Annotated in this window: 23 protein-coding genes; 3 read left to right on the top strand and 20 right to left on the bottom strand. The window is 38.6% G+C overall.

The features are described from left to right. Nucleotides 1-68: 68 nt before the first annotated feature. The 8 genes from ccsB to PSR12_RS06275 all read right to left on the bottom strand — a co-directional run bounded on the left by ccsB (nt 69) and on the right by PSR12_RS06275 (nt 8,003). Complete coding sequence (gene ccsB, locus PSR12_RS06310) at nt 69-1,250, bottom strand: c-type cytochrome biogenesis protein CcsB (RefSeq protein ID WP_274772130.1); 1,182 nt, start codon at nt 1,248-1,250, stop codon at nt 69-71. Beyond that, nucleotides 1,247-2,923 (bottom strand): cytochrome c biogenesis protein ResB, encoded by a 1,677-nt coding sequence (gene resB, locus PSR12_RS06305; RefSeq protein ID WP_016995171.1) that lies wholly within the window; start codon nt 2,921-2,923, stop codon nt 1,247-1,249. Before resB ends, ccsB begins: the two co-directional genes overlap by 4 nt. 6 nt (nt 2,924-2,929) lie before the next feature. Further along, a complete protein-coding gene (gene resA, locus PSR12_RS06300; RefSeq protein ID WP_004232210.1) occupies nt 2,930-3,469 on the bottom strand; it encodes a thiol-disulfide oxidoreductase ResA in 540 nt (179 codons plus the stop codon). A gap of 317 nt (nt 3,470-3,786) precedes the next feature. Next, nucleotides 3,787-4,518 carry a pseudouridine synthase gene (locus PSR12_RS06295; RefSeq protein ID WP_004232209.1) on the bottom strand — a complete coding sequence of 244 codons (732 nt, stop codon included), beginning with the start codon at nt 4,516-4,518 and terminating at the stop codon, nt 3,787-3,789. Between the two features lie 300 nt (nt 4,519-4,818). Beyond that, nucleotides 4,819-5,406 (bottom strand): hypothetical protein, encoded by a 588-nt coding sequence (locus tag PSR12_RS06290; RefSeq protein WP_274772126.1) that lies wholly within the window; start codon nt 5,404-5,406, stop codon nt 4,819-4,821. Nucleotides 5,407-5,510: 104 nt separating this feature from the next. Next, entirely contained in the window at nt 5,511-6,581 is a 1,071-nt protein-coding gene (locus PSR12_RS06285) for a D-alanyl-D-alanine carboxypeptidase family protein (protein WP_036080147.1), read from the bottom strand. Between the two features lie 77 nt (nt 6,582-6,658). Then, a complete protein-coding gene (scpB, locus tag PSR12_RS06280) occupies nt 6,659-7,252 on the bottom strand; it encodes an SMC-Scp complex subunit ScpB (protein ID WP_016992995.1) in 594 nt (197 codons plus the stop codon). Then, a complete protein-coding gene (locus PSR12_RS06275) occupies nt 7,224-8,003 on the bottom strand; it encodes a segregation/condensation protein A (protein WP_274772121.1) in 780 nt (259 codons plus the stop codon). The genes scpB and PSR12_RS06275 overlap by 29 nt, the downstream gene beginning before the upstream one ends. Nucleotides 8,004-8,058: 55 nt before the next feature. Between PSR12_RS06275 and PSR12_RS06270 the strand changes: the two genes are divergently transcribed. Continuing rightward, a complete protein-coding gene (locus tag PSR12_RS06270; protein WP_258860299.1) occupies nt 8,059-8,565 on the top strand; it encodes a DUF309 domain-containing protein in 507 nt (168 codons plus the stop codon). On the opposite strand, the gene PSR12_RS06265 is transcribed toward PSR12_RS06270, so the two are convergent. From PSR12_RS06265 to PSR12_RS06210, 12 genes are all read right to left on the bottom strand, one after another. Beyond that, the gene (locus PSR12_RS06265) at nt 8,562-8,933 is read right to left on the bottom strand and encodes a GNAT family N-acetyltransferase (RefSeq protein WP_016992990.1); all 372 of its coding nucleotides are present in this window, start codon (nt 8,931-8,933) and stop codon (nt 8,562-8,564) included. The two genes, PSR12_RS06270 and PSR12_RS06265, sit on opposite strands and share 4 nt — an antisense overlap. Nucleotides 8,934-9,132: 199 nt before the next feature. Continuing rightward, nucleotides 9,133-10,452, bottom strand: coding sequence for a diaminopimelate decarboxylase (lysA, locus tag PSR12_RS06260; RefSeq protein WP_036080153.1), 1,320 nt, complete (start codon nt 10,450-10,452; stop codon nt 9,133-9,135). A gap of 223 nt (nt 10,453-10,675) precedes the next feature. Further along, the gene (locus tag PSR12_RS06255) at nt 10,676-12,124 is read right to left on the bottom strand and encodes a spore germination protein (RefSeq protein ID WP_036080156.1); all 1,449 of its coding nucleotides are present in this window, start codon (nt 12,122-12,124) and stop codon (nt 10,676-10,678) included. 15 nt (nt 12,125-12,139) lie between these two features. Continuing rightward, nucleotides 12,140-12,931, bottom strand: a complete 792-nt coding sequence (gene sigF, locus PSR12_RS06250) for an RNA polymerase sporulation sigma factor SigF (protein WP_009370709.1) — start codon at nt 12,929-12,931, stop codon at nt 12,140-12,142. A gap of 10 nt (nt 12,932-12,941) precedes the next feature. After that, the gene (gene spoIIAB, locus PSR12_RS06245; RefSeq protein WP_016992986.1) at nt 12,942-13,382 is read right to left on the bottom strand and encodes an anti-sigma F factor; all 441 of its coding nucleotides are present in this window, start codon (nt 13,380-13,382) and stop codon (nt 12,942-12,944) included. Beyond that, nucleotides 13,375-13,728 (bottom strand): anti-sigma F factor antagonist, encoded by a 354-nt coding sequence (gene spoIIAA / locus PSR12_RS06240; protein ID WP_004232181.1) that lies wholly within the window; start codon nt 13,726-13,728, stop codon nt 13,375-13,377. The genes spoIIAB and spoIIAA overlap by 8 nt, the downstream gene beginning before the upstream one ends. Before the next feature lie 238 nt (nt 13,729-13,966). Then, entirely contained in the window at nt 13,967-15,217 is a 1,251-nt protein-coding gene (locus PSR12_RS06235) for a thymidine phosphorylase (protein WP_036080159.1), read from the bottom strand. 14 nt (nt 15,218-15,231) lie between these two features. Beyond that, the gene (gene deoB, locus PSR12_RS06230; RefSeq protein ID WP_016992981.1) at nt 15,232-16,413 is read right to left on the bottom strand and encodes a phosphopentomutase; all 1,182 of its coding nucleotides are present in this window, start codon (nt 16,411-16,413) and stop codon (nt 15,232-15,234) included. A gap of 98 nt (nt 16,414-16,511) precedes the next feature. Beyond that, nucleotides 16,512-17,414, bottom strand: a complete 903-nt coding sequence (xerD, locus tag PSR12_RS06225; protein ID WP_016992979.1) for a site-specific tyrosine recombinase XerD — start codon at nt 17,412-17,414, stop codon at nt 16,512-16,514. Nucleotides 17,415-17,589: 175 nt separating this feature from the next. After that, nucleotides 17,590-18,054 carry a ferric iron uptake transcriptional regulator gene (gene fur, locus PSR12_RS06220; RefSeq protein ID WP_008174639.1) on the bottom strand — a complete coding sequence of 155 codons (465 nt, stop codon included), beginning with the start codon at nt 18,052-18,054 and terminating at the stop codon, nt 17,590-17,592. Nucleotides 18,055-18,176: 122 nt separating this feature from the next. Continuing rightward, the gene (locus PSR12_RS06215) at nt 18,177-18,689 is read right to left on the bottom strand and encodes a hypothetical protein (protein WP_036080164.1); all 513 of its coding nucleotides are present in this window, start codon (nt 18,687-18,689) and stop codon (nt 18,177-18,179) included. A gap of 53 nt (nt 18,690-18,742) precedes the next feature. Then, entirely contained in the window at nt 18,743-19,300 is a 558-nt protein-coding gene (locus PSR12_RS06210; protein WP_036080167.1) for an NUDIX domain-containing protein, read from the bottom strand. A 76-nt stretch (nt 19,301-19,376) separates the two neighbouring features. Between PSR12_RS06210 and PSR12_RS06205 the strand changes: the two genes are divergently transcribed. Further along, nucleotides 19,377-20,276 (top strand): aldo/keto reductase, encoded by a 900-nt coding sequence (locus tag PSR12_RS06205; protein WP_016992970.1) that lies wholly within the window; start codon nt 19,377-19,379, stop codon nt 20,274-20,276. Further along, nucleotides 20,273-20,752 (top strand): VanZ family protein, encoded by a 480-nt coding sequence (locus PSR12_RS06200; protein WP_016992968.1) that lies wholly within the window; start codon nt 20,273-20,275, stop codon nt 20,750-20,752. The genes PSR12_RS06205 and PSR12_RS06200 overlap by 4 nt, the downstream gene beginning before the upstream one ends. Nucleotides 20,753-20,755: the final 3 nt, after the last annotated feature.

Below are 20,755 nucleotides of genomic sequence, written 5' to 3'. Positions count from 1 at the left end.
GGTGTGACACATATTGAAAAGAAAAGAAAGCCTCTTCGCTACAGCGAAAAGGCTTGTTGCTTCACAGGTTACGCGTAGGAGTGTAAACCTGCAAGAATTAAGTTAACAGCAATTAGGTTGAATAAAATAATCCCAAAACCAATTAGTGCTAACCAAGCAGATTTTCGACCTTCCCAGCCTTTTGATAGACGTAAATGCAGAAATGCTGCATAGAATAACCATGTAATAAGAGCCCATACTTCTTTTGGATCCCAACCCCAGAAACGACTCCAAGCAATTTGTGCCCAAATCATCGCAAAGATTAAAGCACCAAGGGAGAATACAGGGAAACCAATCAGCACTGAACGATAACCAATTTCATCAAGTAATTGTAAATTGACACGTTTAACAAGTGGTTGGAAAATGGCACTAATTCGACGACGAGCTATTAAACGAATTAATAAATACAACACAGATCCTACCAATAATGACCAAACAACGGTTGTTAATTTTTTAGCATTAATTAACGCTGGCATTTCTACTAATGGCGACATGCCATGTTCTTCTATCACTTCATATTCATTCATACCGAATACTGGAGGTAAATTGTAAATAATTTTACGAGTAGTTCCTTCTTTATCCACATAATTATAGCTAGACTCATAATCCATAGCACTAAATGTAGATGTTACCGCGACAAATCCAACAACTACTACAAGACAGTACATGACAGCTTCTAACCAAAAACGTTGTTTAGAGGGCTTTGTTAAATCTACTACTTTTAATAAGTAAATAAGTCCTGCCACAGCACTAATGGCTAAAATAGATTGCCCTAATGCTGCTGTAATAACGTGAATTGTTAACCAATGACTTTGTAATGAAGGCACTAATGGACTTACTTCTTTCGGGAACATTGCTGCATAAGCAATAATCAAAAGCGCAACAGGCAGTGCCACTAATCCAAGTGCAGTCAAACGATAAATAAAATAAATTAGGATAAACGCGCCGACAATGAACATACCAAAGGCAGTTGTAAATTCGAACATATTACTTACTGGCGCATGTCCTGTATAAATCCAACGCGTAATAAAATAGCCAAGCTGTGATAGGAAACCAATAATAGTAACCACAATGGCAAGCTTGCCCCATTTGCCAGTATTTTTACCCGTAGCATTACCTTGCTTAATTGAACCACCAAATAATAATGTCGCAACTAGATAAGCAATAAACGCTACAAATAGTAAGTTTCCACTTATGTCAATCAAACTCATAAGGTGTTGTCACCTTCCTTTTCTTTAATGCCACCATTTGTGGACTCTTCGCTAGCCTCATCTTTCTCTAACTGATCTATATATGGAGGCAATGCAGCAAATGTTGTAACAGCATCTAAATCCTTTTTCATGCTGAACATATTTTTGTTGACATGGGCAGCCATTAACACACGGCCGTCTGGTTCCACTTGAAGCCATAAACGACGATGATTCCAGTAAGAGCCAATGGCAACACCGATCATAAAGATGACCCCACCAACAAACAGAATAGGGATGGTACTATCTTTTCGCACCGTAATACCTGACATATCACGCATCTCTGCACTAGCAAATTTCATTCTGTATTTATTTTCACCCAGTGGTTCTAAAGGAGGCTGCATAATTTCAACAAAGCTTACTTCTCCTTCAGGAGTTTCTGGTGTAGTCATTTTAAATAAAAATGCAGGATTATTTGGAATAGACGTTTTAGTCTGAGGTTCTCCATTTTCAAATCCATCAAAATCAGGTGTATAGACAAGAATTTGAACGGATGAACCATTCCCTAAATCATATTCTTTTTTAGGATTTGTTAAATCAATCTCTACCTTACCTAAAGATTTCTCTGTCGTCTTATTAATTAATTCAAAGTTCATCTGTTTTAATTCATTTAGACGATAATCCATCTGGTAAAGAGCAAAGCCATCTTCTTTTAAAGGATGGTTTACACGAATTGAATAGTCTTTTACTTTTTCTAGATTTTCCGTATCCCCAGGCAATGCGTCTTCAGGTTGCTTGTAGAGTGTAATATCGGTCTGGAAGTTTTTAGCCACTACATTCACACCCTGTTTAACTTGCTCACCTTGAGGTGTATTATCATGTGTTTCTAAAATAAAGTCACGGTTTTCAATGAAATAGCCTTCCATTCCAGTGATAGCTCGTGTTTCACCTTCACGCACCCATATCGATTCATCAACATAGAAGCCTGGAACTAGACGTAGCATGACCCCACCTAAAAAAATGATGAGACCTACATGGTTTATGTACGGACCGTAACGAGAAAAGCGTCCTTTTTCAGCTAAGAGAGCGCTACCATCTCGACGAACAGAATACTTCATCTCAGTCATTTTTTGAGCCACTTTATCAAGCGTTTCCTCCGCACTCGCTGACACTTGTCCTTCTGCAACAATGCGCTGACGCTTCATAAAGCTTTCATGTCTTTTAACACGTTGATTCTTTAATGATTTATAAAGTGGAATGCCTCGGTCAAGACTTGCCACTATAATTGAAACTGCTAGCATACCAACTAAAATCTGGAACCACCATGAGCTATATAAATCCGAAAGCCCCAACGTATAATAAATTTTACCGAATGTACCATATACGTCTGCGTAATAAGCCCCCTTCTCCATATCAGAAGCTTTTACGTAAAACTCTTGCGGTAGTAATGTTCCGACTGAAGCAGCAATTAATGTGATAATAATTAAGGATATACCAACTTTAACACTTGAGAAGAAATTCCATATTTTATCAACAAATGATTTGTTATATGTTTTGGAGCGAATGGCCATACCATCATAGCGCATATCAACAACTTTATTTTGTTTTTCTTCTTCGGTTAAAGGACGACCACATTTCTCACAAAGCTTCGTGCCGTATGGATTACTATGACCACAAGCACAAATGATTTTTTCCATCGTCATTTACTCCTTATTTGGCTTCACTAATTCCATGTACGAAGCAATATCTTTCTCCGTCATTTCACCTGTAATAATTTTGGCCACTTTGCCTTCTGGATCAATTAACACTGTTGCAGGTAATTGTCCTACATTATAAGCAGTCATAACACTTTTTGTTTTGTCGATAACTACTGGAAATGACAACCCATATCGATCGACAAAATTCTGTACTTCAAAATCTGTTTGAGCAATATTGACAGCTAATGTTTGTACACCGTGATCTTTAAATTCTTGATACTGATTGTCCATTGCAGGCATTTCCTTCTCACAAGGCTTACACCAAGTTCCCCAGAAATTTAAAAATACCCCTTGCCCTTTATAATCCGACAATTTATGTTTTTCACCGTTTAAATCTACTAACGTGAAGTCAGGTGCCTCAGAGCCTACTGCTACTAACTCTACTTTTTCCTTTGTTGCTGTTCCATATACTGTGTACCCGATTGCCAACGCTAACACAGCTAAAATGACAGTTCGCAGTACAAGACGTTTTTTCTTTTTCTCCAAGTTAATAAACCCCCTATCAATTACGGCTTGCGTTGCTTTTACATATTGAAGAAACAAATAGAACTTTTTCATGCTCTATACGTCTATAAATATGTAAAAGCTTCTTTCACATTGACGTCAACAATACCGGATTAAATGTGTTACAGCTTTTTTGAACAAACTGCTACTAGGTGTACTATTCTCACCTATTATAGCAAAATGATACAAAAACACTTAGCTATTAATTATGAATGATTTATGAACGATTTCACCACAAAGAAAGTGTAAACATCCAAATACCTCTATTGGTATCCACACTTTCTTCTGGCAAAATTGCATTAATCAAGCTTTCCTGTTTCTGCTAACACACGTAGTTGCTTTACTTCATGCTTTGATAATTCACGGTATTCTCCTGGAGCAAGACCAAATAAATCTAAAAAAGCAAAGCGTTCGCGTTTTAATTTAACAACGGGTGTTCCAATCGCTTCAAACATACGACGAACTTGGCGATTGCGCCCTTCATGAATCGTGATTTCACAAATAGCTTTGCCCGCTTTTTCATCGAAAGATGTCATACTTACCTTAGCAGGTGCTGTCTTTCCATCCTCTAATTTGATCCCTCGTTGAAGCTTTTTAAGCCCTTCAATTGTTGGCACACCTTTGACACGAGCGATATATGTTTTGTCAATTTTAAATTTCGGATGTGTCAACATATAGGAAAATTCTCCATCATTTGTCAATAGCAATAATCCAGATGTATCATAATCAAGACGACCAACTGGGAAAATACGTTGCGGAATATGATGAAATAAATCTGTGACAGTTTTGCGTCCTTTATCATCTGTTACTGCAGAAATTGTTCCACGTGGTTTGTAAAGTAAGAAATATACCTTATCTTCTTTTTCTAGTTTTACACCTTCTACTTCAATTGTATCGGAATTAGATACCTTTGTTCCTAACTCACGAACCACTACACCATTTACTTTAACTTTACCTTCTAAAATCAATTGCTCTGCCTTGCGCCTTGACGCAACGCCTGCATAGGCAATGACCTTTTGTAATCTTTCCATTTTTTCACCTCTAGTTTTCTTTCACATTGACACGTTCGTCATCATTCGATTTCGATCCAATGAATAGGGTTATTTTTCCCGCTAATCTGTGAAAATTATGTCATACTTTTAGACATTATTAAAGAAAAACAAATTTCACAATTTTTATTTGAGTATTCCAAATAATTTCTCATTCGCTAATTTCTTAACATTTGGACCGAGATTTTGTTTTGTTTACTAGCAGTATACTCATTTGGTAATCATGCGAATCGATTGTATAATGTTTATTTTGACAGAAAAAAAGCTACCATTCGGCAGCTTTTATTTGTATACATTTTCAATTGTTAGGCCACGTTGCTTTAACTCATTGGCTATATAGTTTTTAGCCAGCATCATGTTGCCTGCCAAAGGTTCCTCAATTGTTGAACCGTCTTGAAATGTAAAAACCAGATGATCAGGCTTTGTCACTCCACTTTTTTCTAGATTTACCTGCTCAACTTTCACTATTTCTTCCCACTCGACAAAATTTACTTTTAAACTAAAAAATGGATTCATATGAATACCTCTCGAATCTATCCATTTATAAGTATTAAAGCTTAATGCGATGAAACCTAAGGCAATTAATAAGGAAGCAGACACTAGACCACGTTGAATATTCTTTCTTTTTTTCGTTTTAGGTATGATCAAATAATTGATTAGTAGTACGAGGGCCATAACAAATAAAGAGACCATAAAGATAATATAAGCATTAAAATAAGGTGCAAAATAATAAAATTCTTTTGGTCGATATAGCATCTCTTGAATTGGATATAGTAGAATGACAGGGACAATTAAACTTGATAAGAATAAGACAATTATTAGCCCAAATTGAATTTGTCTACCTTTACTTTCCATAGAAGCATTCCTCAATTTCCTCACCCCTTTTTTCGAAAATTAAGAATTCTATCTTCATTATCATTCTACCAAATTTAACACTAATTAATCAAATAATGTAAAAAATCAGCAAATCGTTTTTAACGATCCGCTGATTCAACTTTTACTGGCGTTGCATAAATACGTTCTTCCCCTAAAAAGATCGACAGGACTGCTTCTTGACGTTTCCTTGAAACATGTAATACTTGCCTCACTTGTTCTTTTTCCTCTTTATTTAATTGTAGTCGAATAGGCTCTTGTAAACGAATAGCCAACTTTTTATTGACATTGTATTTACCCTTCTTCACTACTGTTTCAAGACTATAATCTTGCCATACTTTATTGGATAAGCCTCGATGTACATTCCAATCATCTGATTCATTTAATGTGACGACAATGCAGGTTTGCCCATCCTTTTGAAAGGCCGTTGCAAGTGTTCGTCCAGCAACTTTAGTAAAGCCTGTTTTTCCAGCAAATGCAGTACCAGTGGCGGACTTTAAGGAACTAACAGGCTGCTCTGTCTCATCATCTATATCTGCTGCTATTCCTGAACCTTCTCTTAATAGACGGTGTTTATTTTCCCATAGCATTCCGTTTACTGTATTTGCCCGATAAAGTACCGTTGAAGCAATTTTCTCAAATGTTTTATTTTGCAAAGCAAGTCTTAACATCTCAGCAGTATCTCTTGCAGACGATAAATGCTCATCATGATGAAGACCAGAAGGATTCATAAAGACGGTATTAGTAAGACCTGCAATAACGGCTCTTTCATTCATTAATTTGACAAAGCCCTCGACAGATCCCCCTACATGTTCGGCTAAAGCTGTTGCAGCATCATTGCCTGAACGTAGCATTAAGCCATACAATAACGTTTCAACTGTCACCGTTTCACCAGCCTGTAAGTAAATAGAACTCCCCTCAGCCATAGCAGCCTTCGGAGATATGACGACTTCTTCCTGCAAGTCACTATTTTCAATTGCCACAAGTGCTGTCCAAATTTTCGTTAGACTAGCAATAGGTAATCGTTCATCGCTATTGGACCCTATTAAAATCCGTCCTGTATCGCCATCTAAGACAGCATAGCCGCTTCCTCCTCTTGCTAAACTAGTTTGAGGAAGCATGGCCATTAACACAATAATCATGATCAGTGTTAAACGAAATAACCGAAGCAACGAGCCACTCCTTATTCAATGTGATAGGAATTTATAGATTTATATTTATGTTGAAGGCAACGCATTATACCTAACCATTATTTTGCCCCGCTAAATGTCTCTTGGAATTTTGTCATAAATAAATCTGTTTCTTGTTCTGTTTCAGCAAGGTCCTCTTCAGGTAGAGGAGGCATTTCTTCTATACTATTTAAGCCAAAATAATGTAAAAATTCTTTTGTTGTTCCATATAAGATGGCACGTCCAGTCCCTTCTGACCGACCTACCTCTTTAATTAATCCACGTGAAACTAACGTCTGGATTGGGCGTTCACACTTGACACCGCGCAAATCTTCTATCGCTACACGTGTAATGGGCTGTTTGTATGCCACTATTGCCAACACTTCGAGGGAGGCTTGAGATAAGGATTGTGCCGTTGGATTTTCTACTAATCTTTGAATCGTATCGGCAAACTCAGATTTTGTAATGAGCTGATAGACGCCTGCAATTTCTTTCACCGTAATTCCTCTTGCTAAATCTTCTTCATAGGCTTCTCTCAATGTATTCATTGTTTGAAGGATCAGCTCTTCCTGTTCTCCTAAAAGTTGTGAGAGTTGTTTAATCGTTAAGCCATCATCTCCCACAACAAACAATAAGGCTTCAATTTTACTCTGTAACATCAATGTTTTCGTCATCTTCCCATTCCTCCTTCTGTAAGGTAACCATTAATTCTTCAAAGTTACCATCTTGCTCTACGATGACGACCTGACGCTTCATCAGTTCAAGAAGGGATACAAACGTTAGAATAAGTGTTGGCTTATCTTCATAGGGAAAAAGCTCGAAAAACGATGCACGTCCACCTGTTAATCGTAAAGAATCCACAACAGAACGCATTTGATCTTTTACTGATCGTTCCTGCCTTGCTACAGTTGTTTTTAATGGTTTCTTTAATTTTTTGCGACGCATCAATTTTTGAAATGCTCCAAGCATATCATAGATATTCACATTCAAATCAAATAAAGCCATCTGTTCTTCTGAGGCTAATCCTGTTAAATCAGCAGGTGGCCTCGTAAATACCTGAGCTCGGTCTGTTTCAAGCTCTTGCAAGTTACCTGCTGCTTCCTTGTACTTTTTATATTCGATTAAGCGTTGCACCAATTCTTCACGAGGGTCAGGGCCGTCCACTTCTAATTCTGCGTCCTCCATCTCTCCTTCGTGAATTGGCAATAACATGCGGCTTTTAATTGCCAGCAACGTTGCTGCCATTACTAAATATTCACTTGCTTCATTTAACTCCAGTACTTGCATTGCATGTATATGGTCGATATATTGTTGTGTAATTTCAGCCATTGGGATATCATAGATATCAATTTCCAATCTGTGAATTAAATGCAATAATAAATCAAGAGGCCCTGAAAAGGCTTCTAATTTTACTTCATAAGACATTATTTTACCACCCTGAGATTCTATGTTCTTTTAGTATAGTGGAAAGGAGTCCAAAATGCATCCACAGCATCATACTTTATTTATAGATTACTGTGCTTATTTTAATGGCAATCAAGATTTTTTTGAATGCCATGAAGTGCTAGAGGAATATTGGAAGGAAATTGCTCCTGGTGATAAAACGCATCCGCTTGTCGGCTATGTACAGCTGGCAACAGGCTTCTATCATTGGCGACGTGGTAACAATACTGGTGCTAAACGAATTTTAGAAAAAGCACTTCATAATTTTCAAGTAAATGAAGGGCATGTTTTTTTCCAAGAAATTGATTATCCTGAACTCCTAACACAAATAGCAAAAGCTATCACTTTGATTAAAACGGGCAAGTCCTTTCAAACTTTCCAGCTCCCTCTCTCACCTCACTTGCTGGATTTAGCGCTAGCACGTATAAAGCTTTTGCCATCAAATAGCTCAAATTATCTTCTTCATAAACATATGCTTCGAGATCGCTCACATATTCTTGCAGAGCGACAAGAAAGCAAACAAAGAAAAAGCAGACGTTGTTAATCGTCTGCTTTTTCATCGATACAATGAATACATTTTTGAACAAAACTGCGTGTTTCATCTGTAGCACGCACACTTTCATATTGGCCAATTTCTGCCACTTCTTGAAGCATCTCAGTTGCTACTCCCTCTCCCCTATAGGAAGGGATCACCGACACGTGCTGGATTGTGGCTATATTATGCTCATCAACAACAAGCCCTACAATGCCAACATATTCATCATTCTTTTTCCATAAGTATAAAACCCAATTATCGTCATTTTCATAGGAGTGGATGGTTTCTGTAAGCTTTTTTACGTCTTTTTCGTTAGGCATAAATGAAAGTAGCCCCATTGCTATTTTCTCTAAAGCTTTTTTATATCGAATTAACATATTTGTCTATTCCCTCTTTTTCTAGCTGTACATAATCTTTGACTATCCTACACGATTTGTACTTTTACCGCAAGCCAATTTCTGTCTTACGAACCAGGTCCGAGAATACCTTTCGACGCCAACACCCAATAGACTACGCCCCATAATAAAATAAATGTTGTAATGGACGCTAGTAATACCCACTTATTTTTCCTCAAATTTACTCACCCTTTTTTAAAGTTAGCGGGAGATCGTTTTGCACAATATCTTCATAACTTTCGCGGCGAATAGCTAGTTGATGCTGTCCATCCTCTACAAAAACAACTGCAGGTCTTGGCACACGATTATAGTTACTAGCCATCGAATACCCATACGCACCTGTACAGAAGATGGCTAACACATCACCTGAAGCAGCATCTTGTAGTTTCGCATCAATAATTAATTTATCGCCAGATTCACATAATTTACCAGCAACTGTATAGAGTTCATCTTTCGGCTCGTTCGCCTTACTTGCGATGATTGCCTCATATTTAGCGTCGTATAATGCGGGACGGATATTATCACTCATACCGCCATCAACAGCAATATATTTTCGCACATCTGGCACTGTTTTTTGTGAACCGATTGTATAAAGAGATGTTCCTGCATCACCTACAAGTGATCGACCTGGTTCAATCCAAATTTCCGGCATCTTCAGTCCAAGAACAGTTGCTTTATTTTTGACAACTGTAATCATATCCTCTACATATACTTGTGGTTCAAGCGGTGCATCTTCTTCAGTATAACGAATACCAAAGCCCCCACCTAAGTTTAACACAGTACATGTAAATCCGTGAGTCTTGTTCCAATCAGAAATTTTGTCAATCAATTTTTCTCCAGCCAAGCCAAAACCAGCAGTATCAAAAATTTGTGAGCCAATATGGCAATGTAAGCCAAGTAGCTCTAGGAATTCATGGTTAAATGTCTGTTGGAATGCTTCATCTGCTTGACCATTGTTTAAGTCAAAGCCGAATTTTGAATCTGCTTGACCTGTCGTGATGAAATCATGCGTATGTGCTTCAACACCTGGTGTAACACGTAATAATATACGCATTTTTTGCTGACGGCGCTCCGAAATATCTTTCAAAAGCTGTATTTCATAGAAATTATCTACAACAATACATCCAATCTTGGAGTCAAAAGCTAGCTCTATTTCTGCATTGCTTTTATTGTTACCATGAAAATGAATGCGCTCTGCAGGGAAACCTGCCTTTAATGCAGTAAATAATTCTCCACCAGATACAACATCCAATGATAAATTTTCTTCTGCTGCTAATTGATACACCGCTACACATGCAAATGCTTTTGAAGCATAAGCTACTTCTGCTTTTACGCCTAGTTTTTTAAACGTATCGATAAAGCTACGCGCACGCTTACGAATAAGTGCAGTATCATACACGAAAAGTGGTGTACCATACTCTTTTGCTAGCTCTAGTGTGTCTACCTGTCCAATTGTTAAATGACCATTTTCAGAAATCGCTTGTGTTCCATATAAATGCATGTGCATCTCTCCCTTTTCACATCGTTCCATCTTGTTATTTTTACGGCTTGATAGGGGATTGTTCTTTACTGTTTAGAGCCATCCCATCTAGAAATTATTTCCATCAAATATAAAAAAACAAATGTATAGTACTTGCTTTTTCTTGAATGAAAATAATTTTTGCAAAAATCACAAAATACTATATGTGAACTTTATCACATGAAAAAAACGAGTGCAACGGCTCCTATGATCTTTTTCGCTGTTTGGAAGCGACTACATAAGGTCTTAGTGCGTCCGAAGTCATTGGGAAACGAATGATGACACGAAGCATCGCTGTTGGAAAGAATGGAACAAGCGGCCATAAATAAGGTGCCTGCATTGGTCGCAATGAACATAAATACGTAAACAATAAAAATAAACCAATAAATAACCCATTCACACCCCAGAGACCCGTCATTAGAAGTAACAGTAACCTAAAAATTTTAATGGAGATACTGAGCTCATAGGATGGAATAATGAAAATAAGAATGGCTGCAACTGCTGTATAGAGGACCACCTCTGATGAGAATAATCCAACATCAATTGCAATTTGACCAATGATTACCCCCGCAACCAATCCCATCGCTGTGGATAATGGTGACGGAGTATGAATGGCGGCCATCCTCAAAAATTCAATGCCAATATCTGCAATCAAAATTTGTAGTAATAAAGGTACATGCGATTTCTCCTCCGTACCTAAAAAGGAGAGGGCATCTGGAAGTAGGGATTCATTCGTTGCAAATACATACCACAACGGCAATAAAAGTAAACCCATAACTGAGCCAAAATATCGCATAAAACGTACAAACGTCCCTACGGTCGGTGCCTGACGATATTCCTCTGCATGCTGTAATAAATGAAACACCGTAACAGGCACTAAAATAACGGATGGAGAAGTGTCGACTAATATAGCTATATGCCCTTCAAGTAGATGAGCTGCAGCAATATCGGGCCTCTCCGTATAACGTACAAATGGCACTGGGTGGAACTTTTGTTTAAAAAGCCATTCTTCTAATGATTTATCAGCCATCGTCAAGCCATCATGATTGATTTGTCCAAGACGCTGTCGTAAACTTTCGAGCATATCTTCATTGGCAACATCCTTCATAAACGCGATCGCCACGTCGGTTTGACCGATTTTGGATATTTTATGTAGCTCGAAACGTAAATTACTATTGCGAATTCGTCTACGTATTAAAGCCGTATTTTGAGAAATTCCTTCTGTAAAGCCATCCCTTGAGCCACGAATAACTTTTTCATTATCTGGCTCTTCAGGAGAACGTCCTGGATAGTTTCTAAGCTCTGCAACATAGCAATAGCCACTTTTAGTAATAAAGGTGACTTGTCCACTCAAAATGGATAGTAAATAGGCCTTACGCTCTGTTTCCTCTGAACGTCCATGGAAATTAAAATAGGACTCAAAATATTCCTTCTCATCCTCTACATCAATCTCAATGTCCTCATCTGGAAGCATGCTAGACAGTAATTGTGTTAAAGCTTCTCCATCTACAAGCCCACTAATATATGCACAAAGGACCGGCAAATCCTTGACAAATAAGTGTTTAATACCAACGTCAAACGATTCGCCGTCACCAAATTGTTCTATAAGAAAATCTTCGGCTTCTTCTAAGCTGTTAAATAATTTATTTGTCATGCTGTCACCATTTTCTTAGATGTCTTTTTTTATTACTTCCTGCTCCACTGTTGCGCTTGTTGCCATCCAACTTTTCAGCTGGGCAAGGATTTTTTTCTCTAATCGGGATACTTGTACCTGCGATATACCTAACCTATTTGCAATTTCAGTTTGCGTGCAATCTGAAAAATAGCGAAGATATATGATAGACTGTTCTCTTGGCTCAAGTCTCGTTAGTACTTCTTTCAACGGGATATAGTCAAAGGGTTGCTCCGATTTTTCATCCTTCATTTGATCCATTAGTGTAATGGAATCCCCCTCACTCTCATACAATTGCTCATGAAGAGAGGCTGGGTCTCTCAATGCATCGGATGCGGTAACAATTTCCTCTGTTGTCACACCAAGCACCTGAGCAAGCTCTTGAATGGTTGGTGGATGTTCGTTCTTTTTAATAAATTCATCTGTAGCATGGCGGATTTTAAAATTGAGCTCACGAATAGAGCGGCTCACCTTCACCATGCCATCATCCCTTAAAAAGCGTTGAATTTCTCCAATGATCATCGGTACGGCATAGGTTGAAAATTTCACATCATAGGTTAAATCGAATTTATCCACAGATTTCATGAGCCCAATGCAGCCAATCTGGAATAAATCCTCAAGCTCAACACCTCTCGTTGTAAAACGTTGAACAATGGACCACACAAGTCTCGTATTGCCTTCTACCATTCGTTTACGAGCCTCATGATCGCCCTGCTGTGCACGTGCAATTAAATCACGCATTTCCTCCTGAGACAATAGCTTATCGGACGACTGTTCTAACGGCTTCACGGGCTTAACCTCACATTACCGCTGTGCGAACTGTGTAGAATTTCTTCGTGAATGTTACAGTTGTTCCTTCTTGCCATTTTGATATAACTGTTAGCTGATCTGAAAAGCTATCCATAATCGTGAAGCCCATACCTGAACGCTCCATCATACCTTTTGTTGTAAATAATGGCTCCATTGCTCGACTAACATCTTCAATTCCAATCCCTTTATCCATGACAGATACTGTCACAATATCATCCTCACGTTTAGCATGAACTGTCACAATACCCTTACCATCTTCTTCATAGCCATGAATAATAGCATTGGAAACCGCTTCTGAGACAACTGTTTTAAATTCTGATAGCTCATCAATAGTTGGGTCTAATTGTGCAATAAAGCCTGTAACAGCAACACGCGCTAAAGCTTCATTTTCACTAAGTGCCAAAAAAGTTAATGTCATTTCGTTATCCATTTACAATCCCCCTAACGCGATCAATCGCTTGTTCCTCTGTTGCATCCATCATCCACGGTCCTAACCCTGAAAATTGAAATACTTTTCGCATTGTTGGCGATGGATTCAATAATATAGTTCGCCCAGCAACTGCCTCTAGCTCACGCATACGACCAAGCACTAAACCAACTCCTGAACTATCCATAAAAGATAGTCCTTCCAAGTTCCAAATGATGGTCGTCACAGTTCCTTGAAAAATTGCTGCAGAAATTTTCGCTCGAATTTGTTCCACTGCATGATGATCGAGCTCCCCAAACAAACGTATAACGACTGTCTCTCTTGTGACCATTTCTAATTGATAATGCATGAACATCGCCTCCTCCTCGTGCAATTCCACATTCATTAGGGTGAATCCTTGCGGCTGACAGAACTAGTGCAAAGTCTTCCGAAATAGTGTCTAATCGACATACTTATAGCTTTTTAGGTTAAGTGCAGTATGGGATAAATCAACAATTTCTAAACGCCATATTTCTCTAAATTTTGGTGATTGATGGAACACAAAAAAGCGAGAGCCCTCTTGAAGTGAGGGCTCTCGCTAATAATCTTTAGGCAATTGTATAAGCTTGCTGAATTTTATTAATTGTCTCTTCGTCAATCGGCTGATTTGAATACAAATAAGCAATCGTATCGCCATTAGTGACATGATCACCTTTTTTGGCGATTAGCTGAATACCTGCATCATAATCTAGCTTTGATTCTTTCGTTAAACGTCCAGCGCCTAGACTAACACTTGCTTCACCAACCAATAAAGCATTTATAGTTTCCACAGTGCCTTCTGAAACCGCTGTCACTGCTACTTTATGAGCTGTGTCATTTTGAACAATATCAGAGACTACTCCGCCTTGCGCCACAATAAACTCCTCGAATTTTGCAGCGGCAGAGCCATCTGCTAGCACTCCCTTAACAGCAGCTGTCGCTTCCGCTTCATTCACACCAGCCGCAATTTGGTACATCAAGGAAGCGATGACAACACATTCATCAACCAAATCTTCATGCGTTTCTTCCAAGCGTCCACTTAATAGGGCATAAGCCTCTACTACCTCAAGCTTATTACCAATCATTTTCCCTAATGGATTATCCATATCACTAATATGTGCGATGACTTTACGGCCAAGTTTTTCACCAATGGCCGTCATTGTATCTGCTAAACGCTGTGCTTCTTCCTGCGTCTTCATAAACGCACCAGAGCCACATTTTACATCCAGTACAATACCATCGGCACCACTAGCAATTTTTTTACTCATAATCGATGCGGCGATTAGTGGAATAGAATCGACAGTACCTGTCACATCACGCAATGCATATAATTTTTTGTCGGCGGGTACAAGATTACCTGTTTGTCCAGCAACTGCAATTTTATGCTGATTGACATTATCAATGAATTCCTGGGATGAAAGCTCTGTTTTAAAGCCCTGAATGGATTCAAGTTTATCAATTGTTCCCCCAGTAATCCCTAAGCCTTTACCACTAAATTTCGCAACAGGAATTCCGAGAGCAGCAATAATTGGCGTAACAACAAGTGTGACCTTGTCACCAACTCCCCCTGTTGAGTGTTTATCAATTTTAAAGCCTTCAATAGATGTTAAATCAATAACATCGCCTGATTCGATCATTGCCTTTGTTAAATAAAATGTCTCATCATCTGACATACCTAGTAAACGTATCGCCATTAATAAAGAGCTTGCTTGATAATCTGGGATTGAGCCTGTCGTATAGCCTTCAACAAAATACTGAATTTCAGCTTGAGAAAGCTCTAATCCTTGTTTTTTCTTTTCAAACAATTGAACCATATTCATACAAAAAAACCCCCTTATTTCAAATCATGTAAGAAACTTTTACCGAATGGTGGTGCTTCTACATGAAAGTTTTCTGCAACCGTTGCTGCAATATCAGCAAAAGTTTCACGTAGCGGAAGTTCCGCCCCACCTTTGAAACGTGGTGAATAGACAATTAGTGGTACATATTCACGTGTATGATCTGTCCCTGGGAAGGTTGGATCATTGCCATGATCTGCTGTAATAATTAATAAATCGTCCTCTGACATTGCCTCTAGAATTTCTGGTAGACGTGCATCAAATTCCTGTAATGCCTGTCCATAGCCTAGTGGATCACGACGATGGCCGAAATTGGCGTCAAAGTCCACTAAATTTAAGAAGCTCAGACCGTGGAAGTCACGACGTACAACTTCTGCAAATTGATCCATACCATCTCTATTATTTTTTGTACGTACAGAATCTGTCACACCTTCACCATTGAAAATATCCGAGATTTTTCCAATAGCAATGACATCTAATCCCGCATCCTTCAAAACATTCATCGTTGTTCGACCAAATGGCTTTAACGCATAATCATGACGATTGGATGTACGAGTAAAGTTTCCAGGTGTCCCCACAAATGGTCGAGCGATGACGCGACCTACTAAATATTCAGGCTGTAATGTTAATTCACGAGCAATTTCGCAAATTTTATATAGCTCTTCTAGTGGGATGATTTCCTCATGAGCAGCAATTTGTAAAACAGGATCGGCTGATGTATAGACAATAATCGCACCTGTTTCCATATGCTCCTTCCCGAAGTCTTCAATTACTTGGGTACCACTTGCTGGTTGATTGCATAGCACTTTACGACCTGTACGTTTCTCTAGCTCATCAATTAGCTCCGCTGGAAACCCATCTGGATACACTTTAAATGGTTTATCAATATTTAGTCCCATGATTTCCCAATGGCCTGTCATCGTATCTTTACCAACTGATGCTTCTTGCATTTTACCGTAGTATGCTTTTGGGTCAGTAGTTGCATGCATCCCATGCAATGGTTCAATATTCGCTAAACCAAATGACTCCATTACTGGCATTGTAAGCCCATTCATTTTTTCAGCGATATGTCCTAGTGTATGTGCGCCAACATCCCCAAAATTTGCAGCGTCTGGCGCTTCACCAATACCTACGGAATCCATGACAACAACATGGATTTTGTTAAATGGTTTATTCATAATGGTTGCCTCCTAATCTCATGACTCTATTTTACCAAAAAAATGCGAAAAATAAAGGTCAGACATCCGACTGAAATATAATTTTTTCCTATTAACTTTTAAGCACGTGGATGGAATTGCTTATAAACCTCAGATAATCTTGTTTTGCTAATATGTGTATAAATCTGCGTAGTAGATATATCTGCATGACCAAGCATCTCCTGTACCGCTCGTAAATCAGCTCCATTTTCAACCAAATGAGTGGCAAAGGAATGACGCAATGTATGTGGTGTTAATTCATGTTGGATGCCTGCCTTTAAGGCATGCTCCTTCATTAATTTCCAACAACCCTGCCTTGTTAAACGTTTCCCTCTTTGATTAATAAAAAACGCATCTGTTTTGGGGTACTTTCCCTGTAATTGACCCCGAGCACCATTTAAATAGGCATTTATTGCCGAAAGTGCGCTTTTGCCGAGTGGTATGATTCGCTCCTTGCCACCCTTCCCAAATACACGTACAAAGCCCATAGTTAAATGAATATCAGCTAAATCCAGTGCAATAAGTTCACTGATGCGCATACCAGATCCATATAATAACTCTAGCATAGCAAGATCACGTATACCTTGTGGCTTACTTCGATTCGGAGCTGTTAGTAAAGCTTCAATCTCTTCGATCGATAAGATATTAGGCAACTTTTGCTCAATTGTCGGCATTTCCAAATGGACTGTCGGATCGGTTTCTGCCCGCTTTTCTCGTAATAAAAATTGGTGGAAACTCCGAATAGATGAAATATGACGGGCAACGGTACGACTTGTCTTCCCCTGTGCCCGCAATTGCTCTAAATGGCGTAATATAGTTGTCCGTTCCACCACACTAAAATCAGACATACCTTCTACTTCCTTTAAAAAATGCACATAGCTTTCTAAATCTCGGCGATAGGATGCTAATGTATTAACAGATAACTGCCTTTCCACTTGAATAAAATGGATATAGTCCTCTACTGCATATTGAAATTCATTCATCACAACGCCCCCTCACTGTCAATTATTCTCTATTTTAGCATGGCCTTAAGAAATGTGCTAAAAGCCCCTCCATTCGACATAAACCACCAACTATTATGGCGTTCTATACTCCAATAAAAAAACAAAAAACTGTCCGATTCAATCTATACCAAAGATTAAAACAGACAGCTTTTTGTTAATTTTCTTCATTCGATTCGTCGTTTTTATCATGACAGCGCCAGCATATGCCGTGGAAAGTTAGTCGGTGATCTTTTATGATAAAGTTCCAACGTTTTTCAACAACGGCTTCCACATCTTCAAGCAAATCTTCTTGAATTTCATCAACAGCACCACATTCGATACAAACAAGATGATGGTGGAAATGGGCAGCTCCCTCTTGGCGTAAATCATAGCGCGATACGCCATCGCCAAAGTTGATTTTGTCGACAATTTTGAGCTCAGTTAATAATTCTAACGTTCTATAAACAGTCGCTAGACCAATCTCAGGTGCTTTTTCTTTTACTAAAAGATAAACATCTTCAGCACTTAAGTGATCCTCTTCGTGCTCAAGCAAAACAGCAACTGTTGCTTCTCGCTGCGGCGTCAGCTTGTAACTAGCACTATGCAACTGTTTTTTTATACGATCAATTCGGCTCTCCATGTGACGCCCCCCTAAACTCTTTCCATTATACCAAAGGAGTAAATCCTATTACAAGATAGTGAATAGATTTCTAACATGCTTCTACTTTTTTATCTGATCACAATTTTGGTCCATTCAATCCATCATTTTAACACATAAGAAATAACAATAAACTCAGCAACTATTATGATGAAAAATGAGATAAAATTCAACAAAATTGTCCGACCAGATACTTGTTTCCCGATTTTTCGCTTTGACCAAGCAGGTACAAGTAAATTGCATAGGACTAGCAACAATATACAATAGATAAGCTGAAATGGAAACCACCAAATCGTATAAAGCCAAAAAGCTTCAAGTTTTTGTAATAAAAAAACCGAACTAAAGCCAAAAAAAGTGGCACGCATGGCTACAGTCACACGCACTAACACCTTTAAGACGCTATGAGTTGCTAGTAATAATATAAGACCTATGGAAATAGCAACAGGCAGTACTAAACGAAAAATGGATTGCCTGTCCCCATCTGCTAAACGAGGCTCTATAAATAATATAAAGGGTTCCGCTTTCGGTCCACCAATAATATGAAAGAAAATAACGCCACAAACAAAACTTACTGCAATGATGGAAGCGTGATAAAAAATAGACACCGTACGAGACATAAACATGCTCCTTTTCTATCAAGGTTTGTACAGCTTATGCTCGTCCGTCTCTATTATGCTAAAAGATTATTTTCTAAATTTGCAGCTAGCCATAGTACTGCAAATGCTGTTTTAGCATCATATATACGTTGGTCAGCCACCATTACTTGTGCTTCTTCCAACGAAACTTCTAATAGTTCGACAAATTCATCCTCATCTAAATCTGCTTTATTATCTATTGTATATAATCCCTTCGCCACAAACAAATGAATAACTTCATCCGCAAAGCCTGGTGATGTTGCAAATGTTTGTAAAAAAGTAAGTTGATGCGCGCCATAGCCTGTCTCTTCTTCTAATTCTCGGCGTGCTGTCACTACTGGCTCCTCACCTGGCTCAAGCTTTCCAGCCGGTATTTCAATAATAGAACGCTCCAGCGCTTTGCGATATTGTTCTACTAACACTAGTTTACCCTCGTCCGTAACAGCAATCACTGCTACGGCACCTGGATGCTTAATTATTTCACGTTTTGCAACCTGTCCATTTGGTAAAGTGACATCATCAATTTGTAATTTTATTATTCTTCCGTCATAGATCGGTGTCGTTTTCGTTGTTTTTTCCTCGAACTTTTTCATTGACGATAACCTCGCTTGTTCTTCAGATATGTTCATTGTACCATTACAAGTAGAGAAATCGAAGGAGGTCATTCGTATGAAAAAAAGACAGCTTGGTACAAGTGAATTGTTTATTTCAGAGATTAGTTTAGGAGGCATGTCTCTTTCGACAGATAAAACACAAGCAGCTACCATTGTCGATATGGCATTAGATGCTGGCATTAACTATATAGATACAGCTGATTTATATGATTATGGTGCAAATGAAGAGATTATTGGCGCAACGTTAGGTAAGCGTCGTCATGATATCATCCTAGCAACAAAGGTAGGTAATCGGTGGGCAAAAGGGGTAGATGGCTGGCATTGGGATGCATCACCATCCTATATAAAAGAAGCTGTCCATGCTAGCTTACGACGTTTAGGAACGGACTATATTGATGTATACCAATTACACGGTGGCACAATCGAAGATAATTGGGATGGGATAATTGACACATTTGAAGGGCTTAAAAAAGAAGGGCTCATTCGTGAATACGGTATATCCTCAATTCGCCCTAATGTATTGCAGCAATTTTTACCTGCAAGCTCAGCTAAAAGCGTTATGATGCAATACAGTGCTCTCGATCGCCGCCCTGAAGAATGGTTTGATTTTATTGCGAATCAAGGTGCATCTGTTGTAACACGTGGCACAGTGGCAAAGGGCTTATTAACGAATAGCTGGCAACAACGTCTACAACATGTTAATGGTTTTAACACCTATACTGCTGAGGAGTTAACAACAACGTTAACAGACCTAGCCTCACACTATGATGATTTGCATGCTTTGGCTATCGCTTTTAATCTGAAAGAGCCGACAATCGCTTCTACGGTCATTGGCGCAAGCTCACAACAACAACTAGCACAAACGCTTGCTTCCTACGAGAAAATTAATTCAATAACAGATTTCAAGGTAGCTAATGAGCTAACAAAAAATGAGAACTATCAAGAACATCGATGAAAAAATGGCTAATTTTTATCATTTGTCTAGTTGTACTAGTAATTTCCTCTAGTATGACCTATGAACAACAGAGTATTCTACCAGAATTAGAAGATTTGCTTGCCAATAAACCTTTGGAAAAACAACTTTCTATTTTAAAAATTCCCTATTGGGGAACCATCGTTTCAGTGGAAGAACGAGGTTATTTTCCATTTGTAGAGTTTTTAATTCGTAAATTGACACACTTCATGGGATTTGGATGCATCGCACTTGGCCTTTACTTCGCCTGGGGAAAAAGACGTTTTGCAGCAGGTATTGCTATCGGTGGAACGGCTACAATCGCGGTGCTTGATGAATTTCGTCAAAGCTTTACGCCAGGTCGTACAATGAGTGCCCAAGATGTGCTTGTCGACACAGCTGGAGCCATTGTTTTTGTTAGTCTCGTTGTTGCAGTAAGAAAAATACTCAAAAATAAAAGACAAAAGGCACAATTATAGCCT

It is taken from the genome of Lysinibacillus sp. G01H, assembly GCF_028872195.1.
Taxonomy (GTDB): Bacteria; Bacillota; Bacilli; order Bacillales_A; family Planococcaceae; genus Lysinibacillus; species Lysinibacillus capsici.
This window is presented reverse-complemented; position numbering and strand designations above follow the sequence as displayed.